Genomic DNA, 20,222 nt, shown 5'->3' on the forward strand with positions numbered 1-20,222 from the left:
TGTAACCAAGCCATCCTGACATCGGGGCAACATATTGCCTTTAGTAAAACGTAAGCTTGCTGCGACAAAATATTGGCCCCTCATATGTGTAGGCGCGAGCTTGGATACAATTCCTTGCTGAAAGCCGGCCGTTAAAAGCCCTTATTTTATGTTAAGATATAGATGATTAATTCACATAGTTAAAGAAGGTAATTTGTGGTGAGTACATATTTAAGTGAGAGTAAGAGTTTTAGAGTCATGTTTACAGCTATTCTAGCTTTCTTAGGCGGATATGCGTTTGATTGCCTTGGAATATACTTACCATGGATGCTCGGACCATTATTTGTGGTGATGATTGCGAAAGTGAAATTAGGGAAGTATATGTTTTGGTCTAAAACCTTTAGAAGCACCGGATTGGTCATCCTTGGTTTACAACTGGGCAGTTCATTCACCAAACAATCGTTACATGAGATGATTGAATATTTACCGGTTATGCTTTTTACGACTATCGCAATCATTTTATTTACGGTGTTGACGGGCTGGTTCGTTGGGAAAAGAATGAATCTATCTTTCAGCACTTCCATGCTTGGCAGTTTTCCGGGAGGCCTTTCCCAGATGGTGGTTTTAAGTGAGGAAATGAAGGATAGTGATGAAACGGTTGTAGGTTTCATGCAAACACTTCGGGTCATCCTGGTAATATCCATTGTTCCTTGGCTCGTGACACATGTCATGTCAGCCGAATCTGGTGCAGTTGCAGCCATATCGGAGCGGCCATTTTTCTTATTTGAGTATGATGCGAAATTAGCCCTCATGATGTTGGCAATCTTGCTATTATTCATCTTCATCACAAAGAAGGTGAACTTCCCGCTGCCTTTTTTACTAGGGCCCCTCATGGCGGCTGCTCTATTTAATTTAGGAGGTCCGGGTGCTCCGCAAATTCCTGACTTTTGGTTGAACTTGTCACAACTATTGATTGGCGCTCATTTAGGCTACACACTGAAGATTGATAACCCCCGACTTTTCAGAAAGATGTTCGGAGCGGTATTCGTCAGTAATGTCCTGTTAATCGGATTTTGCTATTATCTGTCGATACAATTTGCGCCGCTCTTATCTTTACAGGCAAACGAACTGTTTTTGAGCATGGCGCCAGGCGGCGTGGCGGAAATGGCAGTCACAGCCATGTCTGTTCATGTAGATTTATCCGTAGTCACAAGCTTTCATTTATTCAGGATATTATTCATTTTATTTTTTCTATCCCCCATCATCAAATGGCTGGATGGAAGAAGTCAGGGAAAACAAGAACAAGGACAAAGCTGACATGCTTTGTCCTTGTTTCAATATGGAAAAAATCACAACAAATAAATAAACATCAAAAGCTGATTGAAATTCACGAGTAAAACACTGAAACTCACGAGTAAAACGGCAAAATTCACGAGTAAAAGCGTTGAATTCACGAGTAAAACACTGAAACTCACGAGTAAAAGCGTTAAATTCACGAGTAAAAGAATAAATTTCAGGCGCTATGCCGCAAGTCACTCACGGAATGACTTGAAAATCGATTCACGAAGAAAATTTTATCCGACTTGTTGAAAAATACTGTTGAATCGAATCTTTGCAAGGAGTAAAGCAGGTAGATTTTGTGATCGTTTAATGAAATTTAGAATGGAATAGTAAAAAAATCCTCATTTTTTCCAAACTTCATCCGATATAAGGAGAAGACGAGACTTTAAATGAATGGGTGAGTACTATGGATATAACATCAGTTTTGGGCGTAGTTCTTGGCATTGTGGCCATCTTGGTCGGAATGGTGTTGAAAGGCGTTAGTGTTACGGCGTTGATTAACCCGGCGGCTATTTTGATCATTATTGTAGGGACGATAGCTGCTGTCGTAACGGCTTTCCCTTTGTCAGAATTAAAAAGACTGCCAAAAATATTCAAGATTTTATTCTTGGAACAAAAATTGACAAAGCCTGAAGAATTAATAAAAACTTTTTCGGAATGGGCGGTCATTGCCAGGAAAGAAGGCTTACTGGCATTGGAAAGCATTTCCGATCAAGTGGATAATACCTTTTTGAAAAATGGCTTGAATCTTGCTGTCGAAGGTCAGAGTGCAGATTATATTCGTGATATTTTAGCAGAGGAAATAGACGCGATGGAAGAACGCCATTTAAGCGCGGCAGCGATATTCAGTCAAGCTGGAACATATGCACCGACACTTGGAGTATTGGGTGCGGTCATCGGGTTGATCGCTGCATTGGGCAATATGGCTGACACGGAGGCATTGGGACATGCCATTTCTGCCGCGTTCGTTGCAACCTTGATGGGGATTTACACCGGCTATGTGTTATGGCATCCATTTGCTAATAAGCTAAAACGGAAATCGCAGCAGGAAGTCCGGATCAAAGAAATGATGATAGAAGGGATTTTATCGATCATTGAAGGGGAAGCACCAAGAACGATTGAACAGAAACTAACCTCTTATTTGCCTGCTGGAGATCGCAAAAAGTGGTTAGAAGGCGATGTGAGAGAAGATGGCTAGGCGGAAAAAGAAACAAAGGCATGAAGAGCATATTGATGAATCATGGCTGGTTCCCTATGCAGATATCTTAACCTTGCTTCTTGCACTTTTCATCGTCTTATTCGCTTCAAGTTCGGTTGATGCAGTCAGGTTCCAACAGTTGTCGAATGTATTTAACCAGGTTTTTACGAGCGGAACGGGATTTATGGATTTCCCAAGTGATTCCCCCAGCAATGAGCCGACATCACCAGAACAAAAGGCAGGGGCAGAAGATCTCAAGAAGTTAGGGAAAAACGAGGAAGAAGAGCTTGCAGAAGTTCAGGAGCGTGTAAATGCCTATATCAAAAAGAATGATTTAACGGATAAATTGGGGACGAACCTAACGGATGAAGGTATGTTGATTTCAATTCGGGAAAATGTGCTGTTTGAATCAGGTATTGCGGAAGTTAGAAGTGAAAACAAAAAGATCGCTAAGGAAATTTCATCTTTACTGGTTATGGACTTACCCCGAAACATTATTGTAAGCGGACATACAGATAATGTTCCTATTAAGACTCACCAGTACGAATCCAATTGGGATCTGAGCGTGATGCGATCCGTGAATTTCATGAAACTTCTCCTCGAAAATAAAGAGTTGGATCCTGAAATGTTCAGCGCTAAGGGGCATGGGGAATTCAAGCCGGTTGCTTCTAATGATACGAAAAAAGGAAGAGCGAAAAACCGGAGAGTTGAAATCCTGATTGTTCCACGGACAGCAATAAATGAGTGAAAACCTGTCTGGAAGGGACAGGTTTTTGGTTTTTGAAGGAGCCTATATGCAAAGAGAATATACAAATGTGATGGAAGAAATCGTTGTGACATGGGTTCAGGTTCTCATGTCAGGTGTAGAATACCAAACTTTTTGTTCGTGCAGCAAATGTAAAAACGACATCATCACATTATCTTTGAATAACCTGCCTAATTACTATGTAACCACGGAAGAAGGGCGTAAGCGGGTGTTTGAAAGTTTAAATACGGAAGAAAACCGGAGATGGATCAACAAGAGAGTCATCAATACCATACACGTTGTAGGGCAGTATCCTAAACATTGATATCATGGAAAAGATAAGAGGTAAGCGGCCCCTTATCTTTTTTTGATCTAATCCAGGAAGATATCCATGATTGGGAATAGAAGTGGGATTTATCGCGTAAACGAAGAGGATTATATGGGAGCATTATGATTTCTGTGTTTTATTTAGTGTGCAGAAGGGAACATAACTAGAGTACAAAGTAAGTTCATTCGATCTAAAATTGAGGAGATGAATTTTTTATGAGTAAAAAAATCGCATGTGTAGTAACGAATATGTTTGAGGACTCGGAGTACAGTGAACCGGCAAAGGCATTTGAAGAAGCCGGACATACGGTAACGACGATTGAAATGGAAAAAGGGAAAACGGTTAAAGGGAAACAAGGGGAAGTGGAAGTCAAGATTGATGAAAGCATCGATTCAGTGAAGCCAGAGGATTTCGATGCATTATTCATCCCCGGCGGTTTCTCGCCTGACCAATTACGTGCAGACGAACGCTTCGTAACGTTCGCGAAGTCATTCATGGATGATAGAAAACCTGTATTCGCGATCTGTCATGGGCCACAGTTACTGATTACGGCAAAAACACTTGAAGGACGTCATGCAACAGGATATACATCCATTAAAGTGGACATGGAGTATGCGGGTGCCACATATTTGGACAAAGAGGTTGTAGTTTGCGGCAATCAACTTGTAACAAGCAGGACACCAGAAGATTTACCGGCATTTACTCGGGAATCGCTTAACTTATTGAAATAATAAAGAATCCCGGCAGATGCCGGGATTTTTTATTTTATAAGATGTAAAGGATTCATATACTTCCTGCTTTGCAGTAAAATAAAAGGAGAGACGAATAAAAAAGGAAGTGTCACGATTGATTGTATTAAAATCTGCACGTGAAATTCAAGCGATGCATGAATCAGGTAAAATTTTGGCAGCTTGTCATAGGGAGATTGCGAAAATGATTGTTCCCGGTGTGACAACATGGGAAATAGAAGAATTTGTCGAAGGATTCTTAAAAAAACATGGGGCAAAGCCGGAACAAAAAGGGTACAAAGGGTATGAATATGCGACATGTGCAAGCATAAACGAAGAAATCTGCCATGGTTTCCCTCGAAAAACACCTTTGAAAAATGGAGATATCGTAACGATTGATATGGTCGTCAATAACAACGGGGCTCTAGCCGACTCGGCCTGGACGTATACGGTCGGTAAGGTTTCAAAGGAAACGGAACATTTAGTGCATGTGACGAAGGAATCTTTATATAAGGCGATTGAAGTGTGTGTGGAAGGCAAGCGGATTGGTGATATTGGTCATGCCATTCAAACATATGTCGAAGCGGAAGGCTTCTCGGTCGTTCGTGATTTCATCGGACACGGCATAGGTAATGTCATTCATGAAGAGCCGCAGGTTCCGCATTATGGGCTGCCGAATAAAGGTCCACGTCTTAAAGAGGGCATGGTATTCACAATCGAACCCATGGTCAACGTAGGAACATATAAAGCCAGTAGGGATGCAAATGGATGGACGGCTTCCACAGCAGACGGGAAATACTCGGCCCAATATGAGCACACGATTGCCATAACAAAGAACGGTCCGCTTATTCTGACCGAACAATGAATGGAAAAAAACAGCATCAAGTATGATGCTGTTTTTTGTCTTAATCAATCGGTCGTTCCAATGAATACAAATCTTCTTCAATATTTCCTAATCTGTCCTCAATGACTTTTTTAGCATCTTTGATACCTTCGTTATAAATAAAGGGAGCTATGTTTTCGAAAATGAACTGCAAGTGATTTTCAGCAGCGATTTCACCGATTTCCTTTCCGTGTTCCTGATACACATACTCTTGGATACGTTCGATCATCTTGCGTCGTTTTTCTAAGGGAAATTGAATGAACATTGTGTCCTCCTTCATATTTGTTCTAAAAGCCATGAAAAGAATTGATCAGAATTCAAAGGAAAGACGGGTACTAAGGCATGATTTCTGGTTCGTTCCAGGCATTCTGGCCAAGCCACCGCTGCTTTGACATTCGTAAGCCGTTCCAATAAGAGGAGGTCACTTTCTTCTTTGATTAGAATGACCTTAGGAAAATCCTCTTGCTTATAGCCTTCTACTAAAATCACATCGGGAGAAAAAAGACCCAATAATTGAATGAGCTCAGTAATAGGGGCTCCAGTCTTGAAATTGCCGAGCAACTCTATTGTTCCATCTCCTTCAACAAGTGAAGCGGCAGCCCCAGCCTGAAAGTGTTTTTGGGAATCCTTCATACCTATGATATCTGGTTTTCCGCCATGTCCATGGTGCTTTAAAACGGCTGTCTCTACTTTTACTGCGCGAAGCTTTTCGATCATATTCGTTATGAATGTCGTTTTTCCTCTATTTTGATAGCCAACCACCTGAAAAATAAAGGGCTTCTTCACCAAGACCATTTGCATCCTTCTTGGTCATCAAGTAGCAGGATGTCCACGATATCTCCCGTTTGAAAACCACGGGTCCCCCCAGGTAAGACGGTTAGTGAATTGGCACCTGCCAAGCTTGTTGTAATATTGGATTTATCCACACCGCTAGGAATTACCTTCAACTGGCCAGATTCGTAAAATAACCGGGTCCGCAGCAAACGTGTGAATGGATTGGGCTTTAAGAAGTCCTCTGCCAATTGTGCCCTCTCTTTTCGTAAATGGGGCTTTTCAGAAAACAGCATAGTTCGGATCATCGGTCTTACAAATAGTTCAAAGCCGACATAGCTGGCGGATGGATTACCGGATAAACCGAATAAAAATTTATTATTATATACCGCTACAGTCGTCACGCTTCCCGGTCGCATGGCCACTTTATTGAATAAGACATCGGCTCCAAGTTTTTTATAAATATCAGGGAGGAGGTCAAAATCACCGACGGAAACGCCGCCTGTTGTAATGAGCAGATCGACTTCCTCCAAGGCAGTTGAAATGGCCTCGTAGCTTAATTCAAATTCGTCCTTAAGCTTTCCATAATAACGGACTTCTCCTCCAGCCCTTCGAATTTGGGCGGAGATGGCATGCGAATTGCTGTTGCGGATCTTCCCGGGCTGCAATGGTTCATTAACATCAAGAAGTTCCGAACCCGTAGCGAATAATCCGATGACAGGCTTTGTGGCAACTGGCACTTCAGCATAACCGAATGTTGCCAGCAAGCCGATGATCCCTGGATTGATCGCCGAGCCTTTTTTTACGAGAATATCTCCTTTCTTTGCGTCCTCACCTTGAAAAGAAACGTTTTCCCCTTCCTTAAGGGACCGTTTAAACGATATGTATTTTCTTCCGTCCTTTTCAAACTCCTTTGTGAGCTCGAGCATAATTACGGCATCACATTCAGCTGGCATCTGAGCGCCAGTCATGATTCTTGCTACTTGGTTTTGTTGTACGGGAATAGTTGATACCATACCCGCGGCAAGCTCTTCAACCACTTCGAACTCTAGTGGATTATTTAAGGACCCTTCAACGGTATCATTGGATCTTAGGGCAAATCCATCATATGGCGATCGGTTAAAATGCGGAACATCATTTGTAGCTGTTATATCCTGAGCCAAAAAACGATCTTGGCTTTCGTCAAGAGGAATCAGCTCCACATGTCCTTTTAGTTGATGTTTCATCACTTTTTCCACTGCTTCTGCGATACTGATAGGTTTTCTTCTTTCCACCATGCGAACAACTCCCTTCTGTTTTTCAACAATAATCTATATAACAAATGTAGCAGATTTTATAAAAAAATGAAAAAATCCTCACCAATATGTGAGGACCTGAATGTTACTTATTACGGAGTCTTCCAAGTTCTTCAGCGATAGCTTCCATTTCACGGACACTGAAATTCGTTTTTTTCATCACCATTTTATAAATATCATGCAGTTCTTCGTACATTTCGATATCAAAATGGGTGGATTTGATTGCACCGAAGTTCATCACTTTTAACTTATCCTTAATTGCTTCAACCATAAACTCGACACTTTCGGCAGTGTTTTGTGTTAAATCCATTTCACTCATCCTTTCATACGTTCCTAAATTATTTTCATCTTTGCATGATTACCCCTAGAAGTCAATGAATATTCAAGTAGAAAACGAAGCATGAGCTCCAATTCACAAGGGTGTCTCCACGTTTTAAAGTGAGAGAGAGTGGGAAAAGATAGGAAAAAACTTTTTAATCCATTGTATAATGGAGATAGCTACCATTATCCATCAACCAATATATGAAGAGGAGGAGAATATATGAGCAACATTCGAGAAGAATATAATTGTGCCAAGAAAAGTAAATTTATGCAAGCAGTTTTATTAGGGGCGTTAGCAGGGGCCGCGGTAAGCCTTTTTGATAAGAACACGCGTGAGTCTTTATTGGAAAACAGCAAAGGTTGCATGAGTAATATGAAGGAATTCGTAAAGAATCCCAATAGGGTACTTTCACAAGTACGTGAAACATCATCAAAAGTCCGTTCCACTGTTGAAAAAATTACCGATGATGTATCCTTCATTTCCCAAAAGGTAGAGGAGATGAAAGATATTCCATCGCAAGTTGCGCAAGTGGTGATGGAGACGAAGGAAGTCTTTGCTTCAGAGGGTCAGGAAGAATCGTCTTCAAGTGATGATCAGAAAGAACGTGTTTCCTTAAATTAGAAAATGGGGTGGAGGTATGGCCAATAAAAAAGAATGGCTGAAAGGCTCATTCTTCAAAACTTTCATAAAACGGTTACAGATGGATGATGTGTCGGGACTAGCTGCACAGCTGGCCTATTTCTTCTTACTTTCGCTGTTTCCGTTACTAATTTTTTTGTTCACTTTATTGGCCTATCTGCCATTTTCCCAAGAAGATATATTAAATACTGTCCGTACATATGCACCTGAAGATTCGATGAAAATCATTGAGGCTAACCTATCGGAAGTGATGGAGGCGAATGGTACTTTATTGTCAATTGGTGTCATAGGAACGATTTGGTCTGCATCGAATGGAATGAATGCAATCATTAAAGCTTTTAACCATGCATATAGTGTAAAAGAAAGTCGAACTTTCTTTATTTCCCGGGGAATGTCGATTCTTCTCACTTTAGCGATGATTTTTGTTTTTATTGTCGTTTTATTGCTTCCGGTATTCGGAAAACAGATTGGAATATTCCTATTTGCCGAAATTGGACAATCCGATGAGTTTCTAACGATTTGGAATAGACTGCGCTGGGTGATTAGTTCGCTTGTATTTTTAATTGTGTTCACGATTCTTTATTGGATAGCGCCCAACAAAAAACTGAAATGCCTAACCGTGCTGCCTGGTTCTGTCTTTGCAACTACAGGATGGTGCCTCGTTTCCTTTTTGTTTTCATTTTATGTGGAGAGATTTGCTAATTATTCCGCGACATATGGAAGCCTTGGAGGGATAATCATATTAATGGTTTGGTTTTATTTATCGGGACTCATCATTATATTGGGCGGGGAAATAAATGCCCTTTTAAGTGAAAAGGAAAATCCAGAATGTGAATGAGCTTCCTGGAGTTCCCGTAATAGCGTATGATCCTGCTGCAGATACTATTTCTGAAAAGACAACTTTTATAGAGGAGGAGTTCTTTCATGAGTAAAAAGGATGGCAGCACAAAGCAAAAAGGAAAAAAAGGTTCGAACCATAAAACATCAGGTTCAGCAAACGGTAAAAACGGATATCACTAAATGAAAGTGCCATAAAAAAAGGGAGCCCTAAGGGCTCCTTTTCCATTTTTAATTTCTCAAAAGTCTTAAGCTGTTCAGTATAACCAGTATTGTGCTTCCTTCGTGGCCAATGACGCCATATGGCAGGTCTAAGAATTGAAGGAAGTTGGATGCTATCAGGATCATGATGACAGAAATTGAGAAAATGACATTTTGTTTAATGATTCGATTCATTTTCTTGGATAATTTAACGGCTTCCGCGATACGAGGCAGGTCATTCTTCATCAAAACAACATCCGCTGTCTCCAAGGCAACATCCGTACCTTCACCCATTGCGATTCCGACAGAAGCAGTTGCCAGAGCAGGTGCATCATTAATGCCATCCCCAACCATTGCTACAGTGCCGAAGTGCTCTTTCATTTTTTTCACTTCATTCACTTTCGTTTCAGGTAGGCATTCGGCAATAAATTCATCAATATGGCTCTCCGCCGCAATCGCTTTAGCCGTTTTTTCACCATCGCCTGTCAGCATGACAGTATGGATGCCCTCATTTTTCAAAGCTTCGATGGCAGCAATCGTTTCTTCACGTACAACATCTTTCAAAGTGAGTATACCGGCAATCCCTTTATCATCTTTTGCATAAACGATCGTCTTTCCTTGTTCTGCCAATGTCAGCGCAACGCCATTTTGGAATCGTTCGGCTTCATTACGACCGACGAAATCAGCTTTACCTACTTGCCAAAGTACACCATTAAAATAAGCTTGAACCCCATGACCTGAGATATCTTCCATGTTATCCGGTTTCATGATGTCCTTTTCCAATTTCGTTTTAGCATAACGTACGATCGATGTTGCCAAAGGGTGGTTTGAATAATTTTCAATGGATGCAATATGAAATAAGAAATCTTCTTCGTTTAAATCTTCGCGGATGATAACATCCGTCACTTCTGGTTTACCTTTTGTCAATGTGCCTGTTTTATCTAAGGCAATTGCCTGCAGGTTACCTAGATTCTCGAGATGGATACCGCCTTTAAATAAAATCCCATGACGTGCACCATTTGAAATGGCTGATAGTGTAGCTGGCATAATAGAGGCCACAAGGGCACAAGGAGAAGCAACAACGAGCAGGATCATCGCTCTGTAGAATGTTTCTGTCCAGCTCCAGCCCAATACGAAATGGGGTACGAACATCATCAAGCCGACAACTGTCAATACGACTTTTACATAAGTCCCTTCAAACCGTTCAATGAACAGCTGAGAAGGGGACTTTTCGCTTTGAGCGGATTGAACGAGAGTGATTATTTTTTGAAATAACGTTTCACTTGCTGGTTTGGTGATTTCCACGGTAATCGTTCCACGAAGATTAACCGTTCCGGCAAAGACTTCATCATCCAGTGATTTACTGACAGGAATGGATTCACCAGTTATGGCCGCTTCATCGATATTGGTGCGTCCGTCTGTGATTTTTCCGTCTGAAGGTACTCTTTCACCTGGTTTCACTAAAATCAGGTCCCCGATATGCAGCTGGGAAACGGATACGGTTTCTTCATATCCGTTAGTGATGCGTAGGGCTTCTTCAGGCTGTAAGTCCATAAGCGCCGAAATTTCTTTATGGCTTTTATTCATCGTATACGTTTCAAGTGCACCGCTTAAAGCGAAGATGAAAATCAATATGGCACCTTCTGTCCAGTATCCAATGATCGCAGAACCAATGGCTGCGAAAATCATTAGCATCTCAACATTCAATTCCCGGTCAGCAATCGTATCTTCTATGCCTTCTTTTGCCTTGGCATATCCGCCAATCAGGAAAGAGGCCAAGTATATGACGATGGAGGTGGACTCCATTCCGGTCTTTGAAAGAGCCCAGCCGAACACTATTAATAAACCGCTGAATAATGCAGCAATAAGTTCTAAATGAGGTTTTACTTTTTCCAACCAAGAGGTTTTGCACGTAGCCGGTTGGGTTAAATGTTTAGTATCTGTAGTCATAAGATTCCCTCCCACATTCTTCTCTATTTTTGTGTAATTGATATAGATTATCATTTGCGCTTCGTATAATTGAGAAAGATAATCAACGTCAAATCTCTGGATAAAATATGAAAGCTGCCATCGTAATTGCGATGACAGCAATGATTTCAGAGGTTTATATACGTGATTTCCTTTTTGCTAATATTATATTACCACATATCCTATTCAAAAATAAAGAAGAATGATTCTAATCTAGGAAAAAATATAAAGTGCCATTTATTTCAATATAAAGGCACTATTGATAAACTCCAACAAATTGAATAATAAATGGGGTTGTTCAGATAATAAACTATACTACATATCTGTTGCAGGCATTTTTTCCTTAAACCGGGCTAATGAAATGAAGACAAGGAAAAGCATGATGCTGATCATATAGAAAAAATTCCCCCCTTGTATATGTTCAATGACCAAGCCACCCAAAAATGGTCCGCCGATGCTTCCGAGACTAAAGAAGATACTGCATAACAAATTTCCTGCAGGTAAAAGATTTCTAGGCAAAAGATCTGCCATATAACTGATTCCTAGCGAGAAAGTCGAACCCAGCATCATTCCGCCAAGCATAAAGCAAATGAAAAGGCCAAGTACTGAGAGGGAATAAATTCCTGCAAGTGTAAATATGATAAATCCTAAAAAAAGGATAATCAGCAAGGTTTTTCTCCTGCCCAAGCGGTCACTGACCATTCCTAGAGGAATCTGTGTAAGCAGAGTACCAGCTGAAAATGCTGGGATGATAATGGATACTGCAGTTAAGTCGATTCCTGATCGCAAGGCGAATACTGGAAAATTGCTGTTCAATGATGCTTCGAGCACGCCAAAGGTGAACGGAAGTAAAAAAGCGACCCAAGCTATGCGGCTCACTTTCGTAAACCTTTTGAGTGTGCCAAGGAATGATGTGTTTTCAGATTCATCCTGTTCAGGAAGCTCATTTCTAATTAGGAACACAGTTAACCAAGTGATCAGGCTAAGTATGGATGTGATGATGAAGGGCAATGACTGATTGATTTCGAGAAGCTTCGTCATCAGCGGGCCAACCATAAAGCCAAGACTGAAAAAAAGGCCATAAATGGCAAGATTCCTTCCGTGCTTTGCTTTAGGTGAAATAGCGGTGATCCATGTCTGAGTAGCAAAGTGAAGCGTATGATCCCCGATGCCAATGAAGAAACGAAGCACGAACCAAAACCAGAATGATTTCCATACAGGAAACAAGGCAAGTGAAAGGATGACTGTCATTCCGCCAAATAATATCAAAGGCTTATATCCATATTTACGGAGTGGTGCTTCCATAAAAGGAGAAATCAACAGAATTCCGATATAAAGTGACGCAGCATGAAAGCCGTTTAAGGAAGAACTGATCCCGTCATTTTCAAAAATGATGGCAATGATGGGTAATAGCATTCCTTGAGAAAAACCTGATATGCCGACCATAAAGATTAAAACACTTATAAGCAATTTTTGATTCATAAATCCATGTCTCCTAAGAATTGTTTACCTTGTTGATGTTACATCCTTGGAAGAGGATTAAGCAATAGAAATTTGGGTAAATATTGACAAGATGAGAAGCAATGATAAAATGTACCTTTGTTAAAGCACGAAGTTTTTGTTACATAAAAGAACATAAAAGATTGTGAGGAGAAGTTTCGTGAATAAAATATTTTTGGGACTTATCGTATTAGGTGTCCCTATATCTGTCATTGGTTCTTTATTGCATTGGCCAAGCGTAATCATGTTCATCGTATATTGCTTAACAATCATTGCGCTAGCGGGCTTCATGGGCCGAGCGACGGAAAGTTTAGCGATTGTTATGGGACCAAGGATTGGCGGGCTTTTGAATGCAACCTTTGGTAATGCAGTCGAATTGATCATATCTATCTTTTCATTGAAAGCGGGGCTGGTGGGTGTCGTATTGGCATCTTTGACTGGTTCGGTTTTAGGAAACTTATTATTGGTGGCAGGACTTTCCTTCTTTATTGGCGGGACCAAATACAAACGGCAGAAATTTAATGTATTCGATGCCAGACATAATGCCGGTCTGTTAATCTTTGCTGTTATTGTAGCCTTCGTTATACCGGAAGTGTTCACACAAAAGATGAGTGCATCAAGCACGATGTCGTTGAGTGTCGGAATTTCCATTATTTTAATCTTATTATATCTTGCTGCATTGTTCTTTAAATTGGTTACTCACCGCGGGGTATATCAGCATACGGAGAAAATAGAGGAGCATGAAAAGGAAGAACCGGAATGGAACAAGAAAAAGGCGATAACAATACTTGCTGTTGCTACTCTGGCTGTTGCGTACGTATCGGAAAAACTTGTCCATACGTTCAATGAAGTGGGGGAAACCTTCGGGTGGACGGAGTTATTCATCGGTGTCATAATCGTAGCGATTGTAGGTAACGCGGCCGAGCATGCTTCCGCTGTCATAATGGCCTATAAAAATAAAATGGATGTAGCTGTTGAGATTGCAGTTGGTTCCACACTTCAAGTAGCGATGTTCGTAGCACCTGTCCTCGTACTGGTTTCGTTAATGTATCCGACACATATGCCGCTTATTTTTACATGGCCAGAGCTGATTTCAATGGTTTCAGCTGTCTTTCTGATGATCATGATATCCAATGACGGGGAAACGAACTGGTTTGAAGGCCTTACACTATTAGCTGCTTACTTCATTATGGGGATTGGTTTTTACTTATTATAAGATTTCCAGACCTTCCGACTCGGAAGGTTTTTTTATATAAATAAAAATGACTCTGCTCAGGTTAGATTTAGCAGAGTCATTTCTATATTAGTAAATTACCATTCATAAGTTAATCCAAAATTTTTCATCATGCTTTTGTAAAAGTTGAGAAATATTCTAGAGTGTCACACCATCCTTTTATATCAAATTTAAGTATAGGCGAATTCGTTTTCTGTCATCCTTGAAAAGGGTGTCATGGATTGTTCGATAAGCATACCTCCTGAAGTTGTAATAGGTATGAACGATCGATTTCGCCTCCTTTTTATAATGTAAATTTATTATAAACGATTTGTATAGAAAAGTAAATATTCTGAACTTTACAAATACATTACAAAATCGACATCGTATTGAAATGTATAGAATGTTGACTAAAAACAAAATCTATAAACAAAATGATTGAACCCTTAAAAAGGAGTGCTACAGCATGAGAAGAATTATTCTTATTACGATGATTGCCCTAATTGCCTTTATTCAGGCGAATGTAAGTTATGCAGCCGATATACCAAGGGATAAAGCAACACCGAATAAGGTGAATATCCCGCCTTCTGTATTGAATATAGCAAAGGAGAATACGTATCCGAACCCGACCCAGGATCTCCCGATGCTGCAGCCGAGTAAGTTTGCCCAACAATTGATTGATTCGTCGGATATAAAAATTGAAAATCCAGAACTCATTCATATGTTGAATGAATCAGCAGTTGCAAAGGCTCCGCTTGCTTTTGGTTACAGAGCGACCATTTATCTTGGCCATTGGGCCTTGAACTATGAGTCATCAGAAACGGCTCCAAACTGGGAATACCAAAAAATCAACATGAATTACTATGATAATCGCGGCGGTGAAGTGCCATATAGGATCCGTTACGTCCAGGAAGGTCAAAAGGCAGTAAGCGGCGGTTTGACAGCGAAAATCCCTAAGTCCGAGGATGTTCAAAAAATGATGCTGTTAAAAGCCACGGAAAAGACCCATTTGCCATTGGCTTTCGAAACGATCATTGGAGCGGGTACCAAAAAAGATGAAGTATACAATGTTGCTTCAAATAGGATCGGTTACTTATCCAGTTATGCTTCCGCCGTCAATGAAAAAGGGAAGGTCACATATGGCGAAGTGTATTTGAACCTAAAAGGTAATAAAAGAACGATTACGATCAAAAACATCACTTCACAAGGCATAGGGGCATGGATACCGGTTCAAGACCATGTTTCCTTCAGCTTTACAGTCTCGCAGCAACCCAGGTAAAATAGAAAAACTCGCCGGATGGGCGAGTTTTTTCTCATATGATCGACTTCCTGATCTTGAAGTCTTCCTTAGGATAGTAAGCATTTTTGACAAGAACATTCGGGCCTAGACATTTTACCGCCGGGCAGTGGCAGTTCAATTCATTGGCAAGTTTTGAATTCATCCATGTGTCATACGATTCGGTCAATGGCCGATCAATGATGTTTCCTAAAGTAGGTGCATCTCCGAAATCTGTCACGATGACTTCCCCGGTGAAAATATTGACGTTCAACCGAGAGCGTCCATCAGGGTCATTCCGAACGGTCACTTTATGTGAACCATAAAGGCGTTTAAGCAGCTCTATATCCTTTTCGTTGTTATTGCAAGGATAGAATGGCAGTGTTCCAAAAAGCATCCATACATTTTCATCACGGATATCAAGCAAATGATGAATCGCTTCACGCATATTCTCCAATGATAACGTTTCAAGTGCCGATGCAAAGTCACTTGGATACATCGGATGAATTTCATGCCTTTGACATCCCATTTCATCGACGATCTGTCTATGGATATGCTCAAGATGCGGCAAGGTACGTTTATTAAGCATCGTTTCTGCGGAAACGAGCACACCAGCTTTTGTAAGGGCAAGTGAATTTTCGATCATTTTATCAAATAATTTCTTTCGCTGTTCCCGGGACGGTTTACGGTCCATCATGGCGAAGCCGATATCAATGAATTCATCGATTGTTCCCCAGTTATGGGAAATGTGTAGGACATCCAAATATGGAATGATTTCCTCATACCGCTCCAAATCAAGGGTCAAATTGGAATTGATCTGTGTCCGAACCCCACGGCTACGGGCATATTTCAATAAAGGCAATACATAATTCTTCACTTGTTTTCTTGATAGCATCGGTTCTCCACCAGTTATACTGAGGGAACGAAGCAGAGGAATCTCATCAAGGCGCTGAATCAGTAATTCAAGAGGAAGGGCATCCGGGTCCTTGGGCTGAAGTGTGTAACCGACAGCACAATGTTCGCAACGCATATTACAAAGGGTGGTGGTGGTGAATTCCACATTGGTCAGACTGAGCTTTCCATATTGTTCAACGTCCATATATGCTTCCCAAGGATCATACTTGGGTGTAATTGGTGTTAAAAGATCTTGCTTGATTATAGCCATATTTATAACTCCTTACGTAATAATGCACTAACCCATTATGAACAATGGGGACAAATATTGTCAAATGGCGGAGAACTGTATTTTTAGCCTGCCATTGCACATTCAAGCGGATTTCGTTACGATGAAAGAAGAACGGAAGGAGAGTGCCTCATGGGAAAATCCATAACAGGTAAAAACGAACAATTAACATACTTAAAAGAACGCCTCACGATGTTCATGGAGGTTCTTGATCATATCGAACCGGAAAATACTGAATTGGAAGATATAGACCGCTTAATAGGCATGTTAGATGATTTGGAAGGTAAGGTTGAACAATTCAAAACGCGCGAAGAAGAATAATATCTGTATCGATAGTATGATTTTTTCCAGGTTAATATTCATGAAGGGATGACGAGCAAATTAGCGTCATCCTTTTTTAGTTAGATAATCATCACCTGTAATAGGTAATGATTGGGAATACTTTTATTCTCAGGGGCCATTCTTGCCGACTTGATCAATTTTAGCCAGATTGCTTTTCACTTTAAGAAAATGAATTACTTGTTTTCGAAAGATTATGTTAGATGTATAATAAAACGGGTGTTGTATCATTCGCTCTTTATAGAGAAGTGGGGAAATGATTAAATCTAGGGGAAATAAGAGGGGGAAGAGAAATTTGGATATTCAAAAATTCCAAGAAAGCATGTACAGTCTAATCGTTGAAACTTCAACGAATCTTCCAAAGGATGTTCGTCGTGCGGTCAAAGGCGCAAAACAACGTGAAAATGCAGGAACTCGTTCTGCGTTGAGCTTGGCTACGATCACGAATAATATTACAATGGCTGACGACAATGTATCGCCGATTTGTCAGGATACTGGTCTGCCGACTTTCAAAATTAAAACTCCAGTTGGCGTGAACCAACTTGAAATAAAAGAAGCAATCCGAAATGCAATCATATTAGCGACTAAAGGCGGAAAGCTTCGTCCAAACGCCGTTGACTCTTTATCGGGTGAAAATAGCGGGGATAACCTTGGGGAAGGTCTTCCTGTCATGAAATTCGATCAATGGGAAAAAGACTATATTGATGTCCGTCTCATCTTAAAAGGCGGCGGCTGTGAAAACAAAAATATCCAATACAGTCTTCCTATGGAACTTGAAGGATTGGGAAAAGCGGGCCGTGATTTGGACGGGATCCGTAAATGTATCCTTCACTCGGTGTACCAAGCTCAAGGACAAGGCTGCAGTGCAGGCTTCATCGGAGTAGGTATCGGAGGGGACCGTTCATCCGGATATGATCTGGCAAAGGCTCAACTTTTCCGCAGTAATGAAGATGTGAATCCGAATGAGGATCTTCGTAAACTTGAAGATTACATCATGGAGACAGCCAATGAATTGGGAATCGGCACGATGGGCTTTGGCGGGGAAACCACGCTGCTTGGCTGTAAAATCGGTGTCATGCACCGTATCCCGGCAAGCTTTTTCGTATCCGTTGCATACAACTGCTGGGCTTTCCGTCGTTTAGGAGTGAAAGTGAATCCAGAAACAGGCGATATCAATGAATGGCTATATCAAGATGGTGAGAAAATCGACTTTGCTCTAGAAGCAGAAAAAGCCGCAAAGGAAGAAGTGGCAGCAGCTGTAGAAACAGACGTTGAAGCTTCCCGTGAAATCACCCTGCAAGCACCGATTACGGAAGAACAAATCCGTGAATTGAAAGTTGGGGACGTAGTCCATATTAACGGTAGAATGTATACCGGCCGTGACGCAATTCACAAGCACTTATCTGAAAACCCAGCACCAATCGACCTTGATGGACAAATCATCTATCACTGTGGACCAGTTATGCTGAAGGACGAAGAAGGTAAATGGCATGTGAAGGCTGCGGGACCGACAACAAGTATTCGTGAAGAACCGTACCAAGGCGATATCATGAAACGATTTGGTATCCGTGCAGTTATCGGTAAAGGCGGAATGGGGCCAAAAACACTAGAAGCCCTTAGCGAACACGGTGGCGTTTATCTAAACGCGATCGGCGGAGCTGCTCAATATTATGCAGACTGCATTAAATCAGTCGAGGGTGTAAACTTCACTGAATTTGGTATTCCAGAAGCAATGTGGCATCTGAACGTTGAAGGATTTACTGCTGTGGTTACCATGGATTCACATGGAAACAGCCTGCATAAAGATGTTCAGCAATCTTCATTGGAAAAACTTGCTCAATTCAAAGAGCCTGTATTTAAATAATAGAATGGAAAAAGACGCTCACCAATCGGTTGAGCGTCTTTTTTATCCTCAATCCTCTATATCCGGCAATGGATCAATCCTTGATGAATCCTCTAAATTCAATCCACTTTTTACAAAATGAACAAACACTCCTGCACCTAAACCAAGACAACCAATAAAACCTATGGTTATTATCCATTCCAGCATCGTATTCGCCCCCTTGCTAATGTATATGAAAAAAAAGGCGATAATTACCTCAAAAAAGTACAATCTTTTGGAACCCTCGCACATACATTAGAAGAGAAAGGGGGGATTTTCATGCAGAATAGCTATTTCTTATTCTTTATTGCCATGTTATCCGGTTTTGCTTTCATCCAACTTCCTGTAGCAAACACGATCTTCTCCGGTCTTGAAACTTTCCTAGACGTAGTCGGAATTGTAATCGTTATCATTTTCGCAATCGTCATTGTTTGGAAGGCGGCACAAGCGCTATTTAAAGGATAAAATAACATGGGGGGCCAATCCTTTTCGGAGGAAAGGCCCTTTTTTGCGTGGTGAATCAGGTTTGTATGTTGGATTCCACGCAGGTGGGAATCATTCGGCCATGAGCGGAAGGAATTCGACCTTCGGGCCAATAAATCGACCTAAAGCGAGAGGAATTCGACCTTCAAGCCAAATATCCGACCTTCACAATATCATGCATATAAATCTACATGTTCCAAACACTAAGAAAAATGGACATGGGGGATATTCCAATGAAAAAAATGGTGATTTTATCAGCTTTCATATGCTTGATCTGCTCTTTGGCAAGCCCGGCTTGGGCGGAGTCCTATAACTGGGGTTTCAATAAAGGGAAAAATGGGACACCAGCCGATGCTGGAAAAAACTTCAATGAGATGCTGCCTAAATATGATGCGATTTATAAAGGTGATACGAAGAAAAAAGCTATCTATTTAACGTTTGATAACGGTTATGAAAATGGCTATACAGCACAAATTCTAGATGTTCTGAAGAAACATAAGGCTCCTGGAGCTTTTTTCATCACGGGTCATTACTTAAAAACGGCACCAGAGCTTGTTGTCCGTATGGCGAATGAGGGACATATCGTAGGGAACCATTCATGGAACCATCCTGATATGACCAGTGTAACGGACGATGTCATTCGCACCGAGCTGGAGCGGGTTAAAAAAGCTACGGAGAAATTAACTGGGCAACAGGGGATGAATTACTTAAGGCCGCCCCGTGGGGTATTTAATGAAAGAACCATGGAGTTCGCAAAAGAAGAGGGATATTACCACATCTTCTGGTCACTCGCCTATAAAGACTGGATCGTTGACCAACAAAGGGGTGCTGCGTTCGCTCATGATGAAGTGCTTAAGCAGATTCATCCCGGCGCAATTTTATTACTGCATACCGTATCAAAAGATAATGCGGAGGCAATGGACTCGATTTTGACGGATCTTGAAAAACAGGGGTACACATTCAGGAGCCTTGATGATTTAATGATTGAAAAACAATTGCCAAACCGAATGCTTTATTAATAAAAGGCGGGTCCTGCAGGGAAAATACAGGTCCCGCTTTTTTCCATTCTCCTCAATTTCAAGTAATATTTCAGGAAACATGCTATAATACG

23 protein-coding genes are annotated in these 20,222 nt (G+C 41.0%); 14 read left to right on the forward strand and 9 right to left on the reverse strand.

Annotation, left to right across the window (positions count from 1 at the left end; genetic code table 11):
- Nucleotides 1–198 precede the first annotated feature (198 nt).
- Complete coding sequence (locus ACFWE9_RS05855; RefSeq protein ID WP_377356008.1) at nucleotides 199–1,296, forward strand: AbrB family transcriptional regulator; 1,098 nt, start codon at nucleotides 199–201, stop codon at nucleotides 1,294–1,296.
- Between the two features lie 32 nt (nucleotides 1,297–1,328).
- Here the strand turns inward: ACFWE9_RS05855 and ACFWE9_RS05860 are convergent, their stop codons facing one another.
- Nucleotides 1,329–1,475: a hypothetical protein gene (locus ACFWE9_RS05860; protein WP_377356010.1), complete on the reverse strand. Its 147-nt coding sequence runs from the start codon at nucleotides 1,473–1,475 to the stop codon at nucleotides 1,329–1,331.
- A gap of 251 nt (nucleotides 1,476–1,726) precedes the next feature.
- Between ACFWE9_RS05860 and motA the strand changes: the two genes are divergently transcribed.
- The 5 genes from motA to map all read left to right on the forward strand — a co-directional run bounded on the left by motA (nucleotide 1,727) and on the right by map (nucleotide 5,184).
- A complete protein-coding gene (motA, locus tag ACFWE9_RS05865) occupies nucleotides 1,727–2,518 on the forward strand; it encodes a flagellar motor stator protein MotA (RefSeq protein ID WP_230160504.1) in 792 nt (263 codons plus the stop codon).
- Nucleotides 2,511–3,266 (forward strand): flagellar motor protein MotB, encoded by a 756-nt coding sequence (motB, locus tag ACFWE9_RS05870; RefSeq protein WP_230160502.1) that lies wholly within the window; start codon nucleotides 2,511–2,513, stop codon nucleotides 3,264–3,266. The genes motA and motB overlap by 8 nt, the downstream gene beginning before the upstream one ends.
- A gap of 46 nt (nucleotides 3,267–3,312) precedes the next feature.
- Nucleotides 3,313–3,588: a late competence development ComFB family protein gene (locus ACFWE9_RS05875; protein WP_230160499.1), complete on the forward strand. Its 276-nt coding sequence runs from the start codon at nucleotides 3,313–3,315 to the stop codon at nucleotides 3,586–3,588.
- Nucleotides 3,589–3,806: 218 nt separating this feature from the next.
- Nucleotides 3,807–4,322: a type 1 glutamine amidotransferase domain-containing protein gene (locus tag ACFWE9_RS05880; protein WP_377356013.1), complete on the forward strand. Its 516-nt coding sequence runs from the start codon at nucleotides 3,807–3,809 to the stop codon at nucleotides 4,320–4,322.
- 115 nt (nucleotides 4,323–4,437) lie between these two features.
- Nucleotides 4,438–5,184, forward strand: a complete 747-nt coding sequence (gene map / locus ACFWE9_RS05885; RefSeq protein ID WP_230160496.1) for a type I methionyl aminopeptidase — start codon at nucleotides 4,438–4,440, stop codon at nucleotides 5,182–5,184.
- 40 nt (nucleotides 5,185–5,224) lie between these two features.
- Here map and ACFWE9_RS05890 read toward each other — a convergent pair whose 3' ends face one another.
- The 4 genes from ACFWE9_RS05890 to ACFWE9_RS05905 all read right to left on the reverse strand — a co-directional run bounded on the left by ACFWE9_RS05890 (nucleotide 5,225) and on the right by ACFWE9_RS05905 (nucleotide 7,578).
- Nucleotides 5,225–5,467, reverse strand: a complete 243-nt coding sequence (locus ACFWE9_RS05890) for a DUF2164 domain-containing protein (protein WP_289323608.1) — start codon at nucleotides 5,465–5,467, stop codon at nucleotides 5,225–5,227.
- Nucleotides 5,468–5,478: 11 nt separating this feature from the next.
- Entirely contained in the window at nucleotides 5,479–5,997 is a 519-nt protein-coding gene (mobB, locus tag ACFWE9_RS05895; protein ID WP_377356016.1) for a molybdopterin-guanine dinucleotide biosynthesis protein B, read from the reverse strand.
- Nucleotides 5,985–7,250, reverse strand: a complete 1,266-nt coding sequence (locus ACFWE9_RS05900) for a molybdopterin molybdotransferase MoeA (RefSeq protein WP_377356018.1) — start codon at nucleotides 7,248–7,250, stop codon at nucleotides 5,985–5,987. Before ACFWE9_RS05900 ends, mobB begins: the two co-directional genes overlap by 13 nt.
- A gap of 103 nt (nucleotides 7,251–7,353) precedes the next feature.
- The gene (locus tag ACFWE9_RS05905) at nucleotides 7,354–7,578 is read right to left on the reverse strand and encodes a DUF1128 domain-containing protein (protein WP_053344366.1); all 225 of its coding nucleotides are present in this window, start codon (nucleotides 7,576–7,578) and stop codon (nucleotides 7,354–7,356) included.
- 231 nt (nucleotides 7,579–7,809) lie between these two features.
- On the opposite strand from ACFWE9_RS05905, the gene ACFWE9_RS05910 reads away from it, so the two are divergent.
- Together ACFWE9_RS05910 and ACFWE9_RS05915 are read left to right on the forward strand one after the other, a co-directional pair.
- Nucleotides 7,810–8,211, forward strand: a complete 402-nt coding sequence (locus ACFWE9_RS05910; protein WP_377356020.1) for a YtxH domain-containing protein — start codon at nucleotides 7,810–7,812, stop codon at nucleotides 8,209–8,211.
- A 16-nt stretch (nucleotides 8,212–8,227) separates the two neighbouring features.
- Nucleotides 8,228–9,067, forward strand: coding sequence for a YihY/virulence factor BrkB family protein (locus ACFWE9_RS05915; RefSeq protein ID WP_230160485.1), 840 nt, complete (start codon nucleotides 8,228–8,230; stop codon nucleotides 9,065–9,067).
- Nucleotides 9,068–9,297: 230 nt separating this feature from the next.
- Here the strand turns inward: ACFWE9_RS05915 and ACFWE9_RS05920 are convergent, their stop codons facing one another.
- Together ACFWE9_RS05920 and ACFWE9_RS05925 are read right to left on the reverse strand one after the other, a co-directional pair.
- Nucleotides 9,298–11,217, reverse strand: coding sequence for a heavy metal translocating P-type ATPase (locus tag ACFWE9_RS05920; protein WP_230160483.1), 1,920 nt, complete (start codon nucleotides 11,215–11,217; stop codon nucleotides 9,298–9,300).
- A 333-nt stretch (nucleotides 11,218–11,550) separates the two neighbouring features.
- Nucleotides 11,551–12,717, reverse strand: coding sequence for an MFS transporter (locus ACFWE9_RS05925; RefSeq protein ID WP_377356023.1), 1,167 nt, complete (start codon nucleotides 12,715–12,717; stop codon nucleotides 11,551–11,553).
- 178 nt (nucleotides 12,718–12,895) lie between these two features.
- Here ACFWE9_RS05925 and cax point away from each other — a divergent pair, with 178 nt between their 5' ends.
- A complete protein-coding gene (cax, locus tag ACFWE9_RS05930) occupies nucleotides 12,896–13,951 on the forward strand; it encodes a calcium/proton exchanger (protein WP_230160479.1) in 1,056 nt (351 codons plus the stop codon).
- Between the two features lie 463 nt (nucleotides 13,952–14,414).
- Nucleotides 14,415–15,227 (forward strand): YfkD famly protein, encoded by an 813-nt coding sequence (locus tag ACFWE9_RS05935; protein WP_230160477.1) that lies wholly within the window; start codon nucleotides 14,415–14,417, stop codon nucleotides 15,225–15,227.
- A gap of 34 nt (nucleotides 15,228–15,261) precedes the next feature.
- On the opposite strand, the gene yfkAB is transcribed toward ACFWE9_RS05935, so the two are convergent.
- Nucleotides 15,262–16,383 carry a radical SAM/CxCxxxxC motif protein YfkAB gene (gene yfkAB, locus ACFWE9_RS05940; RefSeq protein WP_377356038.1) on the reverse strand — a complete coding sequence of 374 codons (1,122 nt, stop codon included), beginning with the start codon at nucleotides 16,381–16,383 and terminating at the stop codon, nucleotides 15,262–15,264.
- Nucleotides 16,384–16,539: 156 nt separating this feature from the next.
- On the opposite strand from yfkAB, the gene ACFWE9_RS05945 reads away from it, so the two are divergent.
- Together ACFWE9_RS05945 and ACFWE9_RS05950 are read left to right on the forward strand one after the other, a co-directional pair.
- Nucleotides 16,540–16,728 (forward strand): SE1561 family protein, encoded by a 189-nt coding sequence (locus tag ACFWE9_RS05945; protein ID WP_061143624.1) that lies wholly within the window; start codon nucleotides 16,540–16,542, stop codon nucleotides 16,726–16,728.
- 313 nt (nucleotides 16,729–17,041) lie between these two features.
- Complete coding sequence (locus ACFWE9_RS05950; protein ID WP_290370620.1) at nucleotides 17,042–18,610, forward strand: fumarate hydratase; 1,569 nt, start codon at nucleotides 17,042–17,044, stop codon at nucleotides 18,608–18,610.
- A 48-nt stretch (nucleotides 18,611–18,658) separates the two neighbouring features.
- On the opposite strand, the gene ACFWE9_RS05955 is transcribed toward ACFWE9_RS05950, so the two are convergent.
- Complete coding sequence (locus ACFWE9_RS05955; RefSeq protein WP_230160473.1) at nucleotides 18,659–18,796, reverse strand: hypothetical protein; 138 nt, start codon at nucleotides 18,794–18,796, stop codon at nucleotides 18,659–18,661.
- A gap of 111 nt (nucleotides 18,797–18,907) precedes the next feature.
- Between ACFWE9_RS05955 and ACFWE9_RS05960 the strand changes: the two genes are divergently transcribed.
- Both ACFWE9_RS05960 and pdaA read left to right on the forward strand, forming a co-directional pair.
- Nucleotides 18,908–19,093: a hypothetical protein gene (locus tag ACFWE9_RS05960; protein ID WP_230160471.1), complete on the forward strand. Its 186-nt coding sequence runs from the start codon at nucleotides 18,908–18,910 to the stop codon at nucleotides 19,091–19,093.
- A gap of 251 nt (nucleotides 19,094–19,344) precedes the next feature.
- Entirely contained in the window at nucleotides 19,345–20,130 is a 786-nt protein-coding gene (pdaA, locus tag ACFWE9_RS05965; protein ID WP_377356026.1) for a delta-lactam-biosynthetic de-N-acetylase, read from the forward strand.
- Nucleotides 20,131–20,222 lie beyond the last annotated feature (92 nt).

Origin of the sequence: Peribacillus sp. NPDC060253 (assembly GCF_042727425.1) — a bacterium.
Taxonomy (GTDB): Bacteria; Bacillota; Bacilli; order Bacillales; family DSM-1321; genus Peribacillus.